Below are 5,602 nucleotides of genomic sequence, written 5' to 3'. Positions count from 1 at the left end.
CGACCACCCCGCCCCCGACCAGCGGAAACCTGGCGCTGGGCCGCTCGACGACCGCGACCAGCACCAACCAGAACTACACGGCCGCCAACGTTGTGGACGGCAACGCGTCGACGTACTGGGAGAGTGCCAACAACGCATTCCCGCAGTCGGTCACCATCGACCTGGGTGCATCCCGATCGGTCGACCGGGTGGCGCTCAAGCTGCCCAGCGGTTGGGAGCAACGCACCCAGACCCTGTCGGTGCTCGGGTCCACCGACGGCTCGTCGTACAGCACCCTGGCGTCGTCCGCCGGTCGGGTCTTCGCCCCCGGCTCGGGCAACACGGTGTCGATCGGGCTGCCCTCCGGTGACCGCCGCTACATCCGGGTCACCGTCACCGGCAACACCGGCTGGCCGGCCGCGCAACTCTCCGAGGTCGAGGTGTACGGCGGCACCCAGACCACCCCGCCGCCGACCACGCCACCGCCGACCACCCCGCCCCCGACGACGCCGCCGCCCAGCGGCAACCTGGCGGCCGGACGGTCGATCACCGAGACCAGCCACTCGGACGTGTACGCCGCCCCCAACGCGGTGGACGGCAACGCGAACACCTACTGGGAGAGCGCCAACAACGCGTTCCCGCAGTCGTTGACTGTGGACCTGGGGGCCGACCGGTCGGTGTCCCGGGTCGTGCTGAAGCTCCCACCCTCATCGGCCTGGCAGACGCGTACGCAGACGCTGGCGGTGCTCGGCTCCACCAACGGCTCGACGTTCAGCACGCTGAAGGCGTCCGCCGGCTACAGCTTCAACCCGGCCAGCGGCAACACCGTCACAGTGACCTTCACGGCGACCACCCAGCGGTACCTGCGGCTGACCGTCACCGGCAACAGCGGCTGGCCAGCCGGCCAGCTCAGCGAGTTCGAGGTCTACTCCAGCTAGGTCGGGTGCCCCCGCCCGGACCGGGCGGGGGCACCCGGTCCGGGGCGCCCCGGCGCAACGCCGCGCCAGCCGCCCGACCCAACCCGCACCGTCCCCCACCTGTCGCGGAACGACGGGCGTACCCCTGCACCCGTCACCGGGCAACGCACCCACACCCACCCCCGAAAGAGGTGTAGCGACCCCATGTCCAGTAACGGCACCAGACGAGGCACGCCGCCAACCGGCACGCCCACCACCGTCCCCCGCACCGCCCGCACGGGCCGCCGTCGCATGCTCGCCGGCGTACTCGCCGGGATGCTCCTCGCCACCGCCCCGGTCGTCACCCCCATGGCGAGCGCGGCACCGGTGGCCGACCCGTCCGCGGCCGCGGCCCGCGTGGCCATGCTCGCCGGGCTCTCCGCCACCATGACCGCCAGCAGCTACAACCAGAACTACGTGGCGGGCAACGCCAACGACGGCAACGCGTCGACCTACTGGGAGAGCGCCAACAACGCGTTCCCGCAGTGGATCCAGGCGGACCTGGGCGCCACGGTCAGCGTGGACCGGGTGGTGCTCAAGCTGCCCCCCGCGTCGGACTGGCAGACCCGTACGCAGACGCTGTCGGTGTTGGGCTCGACCAACGGCTCGTCCTTCACCACCCTGAAGGCGTCCGCCGGCTACACCTTCAACCCGAGCAGCGGCAACACCGCGACCGTCAGCTTCACCGCCGCCAGCACCCGCTACGTACGCGTGCAGGTCACCGGCAACACCGGTTGGCCGGCCGCCCAGCTCTCCGAGTTCGAGGTGTACGGCGCGACCGGCAGCACCGACACCCAGGCGCCCAGCGTGCCGGGCAACCTGGCGTACACCCAGCCGGCCAGCGGGCAGATCCGGCTCACCTGGTCGGCGTCGAGCGACAACGTCGGGGTGACCGGCTACGACGTCTACGCCAACGGCGCGCTGCGTGGCAGCGTCAACGGTTCGACGCTCACGTACACCGACAGCCAGGCGGACAGCGCCACCGTCTCCTACTACGTGCGGGCCAAGGACGCGGCCGGCAACCAGTCGGCGAACAGCAACACCGTGACCCGCACCGGCACCGGCAACCCGCCGACAGGGAGCAACCTGGCGATCGGCAAGCCGATCACCGCCTCCGGGTTCGTGCACACGTTCGTGGCCACCAACGCCAACGACAACAACGTGGCCACCTACTGGGAGGGCAACGGCAACCCGAGCACGCTGACCGTGCAGCTCGGCGCGAACGCCAGCCTCAGCCAGGTAGTGATCAAGCTGAACCCGGACTCGGCGTGGGGCGCGCGTACCCAGAACATCACAGTGCTCGGCCGGGACCAGGGCTCGTCGAACTTCACCACCCTGGTCGGCGCGGCGAACTACAGCTTCAACCCGGGCAGCGGCAACACGGTGACCATCCCGGTCTCCGGCGCGGCGGCCGACGTACGGCTCTCGATCGCCTCGAACACCGGTGCTCCGGCCGGTCAGGTGGCCGAGTTCCAGGTCTTCGGCACCCCGGCCCCGAACCCGGACCTGACCGTGACCGGTATGTCGTTCAGCCCGTCCGCACCGGTGGAGACCAGCACCATCACGCTCTCCGCGACGGTGCGTAACGCGGGCTCGGCGGCCTCCGGCGCGACCAACGTCAACTTCTACCTGGGATCCACCCGGGTGGGCACGGCCTCGGTCGGCGGTCTCGCGGCCGGTGCCTCGACCACTGTCAGCGCCAGCATCGGCACCCGGGACTCGGGCAGCTACCCGCTCAGCGCCAAGGTCGACGAGTCGAACACCGTCGTCGAGCAGGACGACACCAACAACAGCTACACGAACCCCAGCCCGTTGGTCGTCGCCGCGGTCGCCAGCTCCGACCTGGTCGCCTCGGCGGTCGCCTGGTCGCCGGGCAACCCGTCGGCGGGCAACACGGTGACCTTCTCCGTGTCGATCCGCAACGCCGGCAACCAGGCTTCCGCGTCCGGTGTGCACGGCATCACCCTGACCGTGCTCAACGAGTCCGGCACCGTGGTCCGTACCCTGACCGGCTCGTACTCCGGCGTGATCAACGCCGGTGCCACTGTCGGCCCGATCAGCCTGGGCACCTGGACCGCCGCGAACGGCAAGTACACCGTCCGGGTGGTGCTCGCCGTGGACGGCAACGAGCTGCCGGTGAAGCAGGCCAACAACACGAGTGACCGCCCGCTCTTCGTCGGTCGCGGCGCCAACATGCCGTACGACATGTACGAGGCCGAGGACGGCGTGGTCGGCGGTGGCGCGGCCGTCGTCGGGCCGAACCGGGAGGTCGGCGACCTGGCCGGCGAGGCGTCCGGTCGGCGCGCGGTGACCCTCAACTCGACCGGCAGCTACGTCGAGTTCACCACCCGGGCCAGCACCAACACGCTGGTCACCCGCTTCTCCATCCCGGACGCGCCGGGCGGCGGTGGGATCAACTCGACACTCAACGTCTACGTCAACGGCACGTTCCACAAGGCCATCGACCTGACGTCCCGGTACGCCTGGCTGTACGGCAACGAGGCCAGCCCGGGCAACTCGCCGAGCGCGGGCGGACCGCGCCACATCTACGACGAAGCCAACGTCATGCTCAACTCCACGGTCCCGGCCGGCAGCAAGATCCGCCTCCAGAAGGACCCGGCCAACACCACCACGTACGCGATCGACTTCATCAACACCGAGCAGGTGTCGCCGATCGCCAACCCGGACCCGGCCCGCTACACCACGCCGACCGGCTTCACCCACCAGGACGTGCAGAACGCCCTGGACCGGGTGCGGATGGACACCACCGGCAACCTGGTCGGGGTGTACCTGCCGGCCGGTAACTACTCCACCTCGTCGAAGTTCCAGGTGTACGGCAAGGCGGTCCAGGTGACCGGCGCCGGCCCCTGGTACACCCGGTTCAACGCTCCGTCGGGCCAGGACAACACCGACATCGGCTTCCGGGCCGAGAACTCGGCGGCGAACTCTTCCTTCAAGAACTTCGCCTACTTCGGCAACTACACCTCCCGGATCGACGGTCCGGGCAAGGTGTTCGACTTCGCCAACGTGTCGAACATCGTGATCGACAACATCTGGAACGAGCACATGGTGTGCCTCTACTGGGGCGCGAACACCGACTACATGACGATCAAGAACTCCCGGATCCGGAACATGTTCGCCGACGGCATCAACATGACCAACGGGAGCACCAACAACCTGGTCAGCAACAACGACGCGCGGGCCACCGGCGACGACAGCTTCGCGCTGTTCTCGGCGATCGACGCGGGCGGCGCCGACATGAAGGACAACATCTACGAGAACCTGACCTCGACCCTCACCTGGCGGGCCGCCGGTGTCGCCGTGTACGGCGGCTACGGCAACACGTTCCGCAACATCTACATCGCGGACACCCTGGTCTACTCGGGTATCACCATCAGCTCGCTCGACTTCGGCTACCCGATGAACGGCTTCGGTGCCAACCCGCCGACCCGGTTCGAGAACATCTCGATCGTGCGGGCCGGTGGGCACTTCTGGGGTGGGCAGACCTTCCCGGCGATCTGGGTCTTCTCCGCCTCGAAGGTGTTCCAGGGCATCCGGGTCAGCGATGTCGACATCATCGATCCGACCTACAGCGGCATCATGTTCCAGACCAACTACGTCGGCGGGCAGCCGCAGAACCCGATCACCGACACGGTCTTCACGAACGTCTCGATCAGCGGTGCCCGCAAGAGCGGGGACGCCTACGACGCGAAGTCCGGCTTCGCCATCTGGGCGAACCCGATGCCGGAGGCCGGGCAGGGGCCGGCCGTCGGGTCGGTCACGTTCAACAACCTCCGGTTGAGCAACAACGCGGTGGACATCCAGAACCCCACGACAACCTTCACCATCAACCGCAACTGAGCTGATCGGTAGCCGACGCCGCCGGGGGGCGTACCCCTCCCGGCGGCGTCGCGCCGTGTCGACCCTCGCCCGCCACGAACCGGGCCGCGCCGGCCGCAGCGTCCGTGGTCAGCGAGTCCATCCCGTACGCCAACTCGGTCGCCAGCGCCTCCGGCTCTCCTCGCCCCGCGCCGGCCAGCAGCGCCGCCCGGTCGTTGCGCAGGCAGGTCTGTGGATGCCGGGCGATCGCCGCCGCCAACTCCTCGGCCGCGGCCCGCGCCTGGCCGGGCGGCACCAACCGATTGACCAACCCCATCGTGTACGCCTCGTCGGCCGGCACCGGGCGGCCGGTGAGGATCAGGTCCATGGCCCGACTCTCGCCGATCAGCCGGGGCAGTCGGACGGTGCCACCGTCGATCAGCGGCACTCCCCAGCGGCGGCAGAAGACCCCGAGTGTCGCGTCGGACTCGGCGACCCGCAGGTCACACCAGAGCGCCAGTTCGAGGCCGCCCGCCACCGCGTACCCGGAGATCGCCGCGATCACCGGCTTGCTGAGAGTCATCCGGGTCGGACCCATCGGGCCGTCCCCCTCCGGCTCGACCCGGTTGCCGCTCGGTGTGCCGATCGCCTTGAGGTCGGCGCCGGCGCAGAACGTGCCACCGGCGCCCCAGAGCACGGCCACCAACGCGTCCGGATCAGCCTCGAAGGCCCGAAACGCGTCCGCCAGCGCCCGAGCCGTAGGACCGTCCACGGCGTTCCGAGAGTCCGCCCGATCCAGCACAACCGTGGTGACCGCACCGACCCGCTCCACCCGCACACCCATCCCG

Annotated in this window: 3 protein-coding genes; 2 read left to right on the top strand and 1 reads right to left on the bottom strand. The window is 69.6% G+C overall.

Annotated elements, in window-relative coordinates:
• Both DLJ58_RS00700 and DLJ58_RS00695 read left to right on the top strand, forming a co-directional pair.
• Positions 1-917, top strand: a 917-nt coding sequence (locus DLJ58_RS00700) for a discoidin domain-containing protein (protein WP_208740748.1), incomplete at its 5' end; no start/stop codon positions are given.
• A 183-nt stretch (positions 918-1,100) separates the two neighbouring features.
• Positions 1,101-4,796 (top strand): discoidin domain-containing protein, encoded by a 3,696-nt coding sequence (locus tag DLJ58_RS00695; RefSeq protein ID WP_124853381.1) that lies wholly within the window; start codon positions 1,101-1,103, stop codon positions 4,794-4,796.
• Here DLJ58_RS00695 and DLJ58_RS00690 read toward each other — a convergent pair.
• The gene (locus DLJ58_RS00690; protein ID WP_124853382.1) at positions 4,783-5,598 is read right to left on the bottom strand and encodes a crotonase/enoyl-CoA hydratase family protein; all 816 of its coding nucleotides are present in this window, start codon (positions 5,596-5,598) and stop codon (positions 4,783-4,785) included. The genes DLJ58_RS00695 and DLJ58_RS00690 overlap by 14 nt on opposite strands.
• Between the last annotated feature and the right edge of the window lie 4 nt (positions 5,599-5,602).

This window comes from Micromonospora arida (assembly GCF_003857035.1).
GTDB classification, from domain to species: Bacteria; Actinomycetota; Actinomycetes; order Mycobacteriales; family Micromonosporaceae; genus Micromonospora; species Micromonospora arida.
This window is presented reverse-complemented; position numbering and strand designations above follow the sequence as displayed.